Genomic DNA, 2,525 nt, shown 5'->3' on the forward strand with positions numbered 1-2,525 from the left:
CGCTGACCCGGGGCTCGCGCGCGAGCGTGGCGGCGGCGTTCGGCTGCACGCTCGGGATCGTGCCGCAGATGATCGCGGCGATGCTCGGCCTTGCCGCCATCCTGCACACCAGCGCCATGGCGTTCGCGGCGCTGAAATGGGGCGGCGTGGTCTATCTGCTCTATATGGCCTGGCAGGCGCTGCGCGAACGCGGCGCGCTCGCCGTCGACACCGAGATCAAGCCGCGCTCGAGCGGGCGGGTGATCGCGACCGCGATCCTGATCAACATCCTCAATCCAAAGCTGTCGATCTTCTTCCTGGCCTTCCTGCCGCAGTTCATCGCCGTCGACGAACCGCACCCACTGGCGCGGATGGTCGAACTCAGCGGTGTGTTCATGGCGATGACCTTTGCGGTGTTCGCGGTCTACGGGCTGTTCGCAGCGTCGGTGCGCGACCGCGTCATCACCCGGCCGAAGGTGATGGCCTGGCTGCGGCGCAGCTTTGCCGCCGGCTTTGCCCTGCTCGGCGCCAAGCTCGCCTTCGCGGAGCGCTGACGTCGCATTCCTTCGCGCCTTGCGGCAGGCAATAAAAAAGCAGGCCTTGCGCCTGCTGCCCTTGCGTCCCTGCCTGGATGGTCCGGATCGGGTGCCCGGGCAGGGCAGGAGCCGCTACCCGGGCGAGAAAATTGGTTACTTCTTGGCGGCCTTCTTCTTGGTGGCCTTTTTCGCCTTCGCCTTCTTCGCCTTCTTCGCTTTCTTAGCCATAGTATCCTCTCAGGGTTTAATGGATTGAACGCGACTCCGAGGCATGCTTGGCGGAGGGCCAGCCTCGCAACATCCTCAGTATCAAACTCAGCAGATTCGGAGGCTGCTGCCGCGTGCTGTCACTGCGCTGTCATCGTGTTATCCACAGCTGTTACGTGTTTTCGCCAGTTTTTCGCCGGTGTGCGCGTGTCACGCGTCGCGGCGGCGTCGCATCCGTCATGCTTAACGACGCGCAAACGGCCGGTGCGCGGATCTTCATCAATTCAAAACCACAGTGCGGATTGGCGCGTGGCGGGTGAGAGTCCGTTAAGCGGCGCGGCCGCATCCTGTCCTGCAAGGCAACGGGGATTGCCATTGGGAGAAACGCCCCAGGGGCGGACGGTCATTTCAGGAGAGGCGAGGCCGATACGGGTCTCGAACAGGGGCGATGTTGAGCGTTCCGACGCTTTGGACGGTATTCGTTATCAATTTTCTCGCGCTCGGCCTGATCTGGGCCTATGTCGCGCGCAGCTATCCTGCTTTCGGCGCGGCGCGGTTCTGGACCGCGTCCACCTTCGTCGCGTCCGCCGGCGCCGCCTGCGCGATGCTCCGCGTCATGATGACGGACTCGCTGCTGCCGCTGCTCGCGGCAGGGACGCTGATGGTGTTCGCCGCCGGCCTTGCCGCGATGGGCATCGAGCGCTTCTACGGCAAGCCGGTCGGCTGGCGCAGCACCGCGCTGTCCACTGCCTTCGCCTTCGTCGGCCTCGGCTTCTTCATCTTTGCCTATAACAGCATGCCGATGCGCATCCTGGTCTACACCGTCGCCCAGGTCACGCCGCTGGCGTTGACGCTGAAGCTGTTGCTGTCGCCCGAGAACGGCCGCGTCAGCCCGGGCGCGCGGCTTGCCGGCATCGTCGCTTCCGTGCTGATCGGCACTTATGCGCTGCGTCTCGTCGGCGCCGTGCTCGAGCCCGGCGAGTTCACTTTCATTCGCTTCAATGCGAGCCAGTCGCTGGTGATCCTGCTGATGGTATTCCTGTCGATGGCGCTCAATTTCGGCTTCCTGCTGATGGCGATCGACCGGCTGCGCAACGAGGTCGCCGACCTCGCGCTGCTCGACGATCTCACCGGCGTCGGCAACCGCCGCCATCTGTTGCAACGGCTGACCGAGGAATGCGCGCGCTCCGAGCGCAACGGCGAAGCCTTCGCGCTGCTGGTGATCGACCTCGACGGCTTCAAGAGCATCAACGACACCCATGGCCACGCCGCCGGCGACGCCTGCCTGCAGCACTTCACGCTGATGGCGCAGACGAGGCTCCGCCCGGGCGACATGCTGGCCCGCACCGGCGGCGACGAGTTCTGCATCGTGCTGCCGTCCTCGACGCTGCGCGAGGGCGCGATGATTGCCCGCCGCGTGCTGGAGGTCTGCCGCGCCGACGCCGAGCAGTGCACCGGCAACGACATTCCGATCGCGGTCTCGATCGGCGTTGCGCAATGGACCCGCGAGATCGGCCTGCATCCCGACCGCCTGGTCGCCGCCGCCGACCATGCGCTCTACGACGCCAAGAAGGGCGGCAAGAACGGCTATGCGACCTATGAGCCGAAGCTGCCGCCCGAGATGGTCGCTCTCGCGGAGGAGACCCTGCGCAAGCGCGCCTGAGCGTGCTAACGAGGGAGGTGCTAACGAGGGGCGACACTGGATCTTCCGTGATGATGCCTCGCCTGCTCACCGCACTCCTTGCGCTCGTGCTGTCCTCGGCCGTATCAGCCGAAACCGATCTTGCAGCGATCGCGCGATCG

At 65.4% G+C, this 2,525-nt stretch carries 2 protein-coding genes; both read left to right on the forward strand.

Annotated features, from left to right (window positions below):
- Nucleotides 1–533 (forward strand): LysE family translocator (locus H8B02_RS46815; protein WP_229172449.1); only part of this gene is annotated, 533 nt, incomplete at its 5' end.
- Between the two features lie 637 nt (nt 534–1,170).
- Complete coding sequence (locus tag H8B02_RS46820) at nt 1,171–2,385, forward strand: GGDEF domain-containing protein (protein WP_229172450.1); 1,215 nt, start codon at nt 1,171–1,173, stop codon at nt 2,383–2,385.
- Nucleotides 2,386–2,525: the final 140 nt, after the last annotated feature.

Origin of the sequence: Bradyrhizobium altum (assembly GCF_020889705.1) — a bacterium.
Taxonomy (GTDB): Bacteria; Pseudomonadota; Alphaproteobacteria; order Rhizobiales; family Xanthobacteraceae; genus Bradyrhizobium; species Bradyrhizobium altum.

Coding starts and splice junctions, on each gene's coding strand:
- H8B02_RS46820 (WP_229172450.1), top strand. CDS start 1,171: ATGTTGAGCGTTCCGACGCTTTGGACGGTATTCGTTATCAATTTTCTC.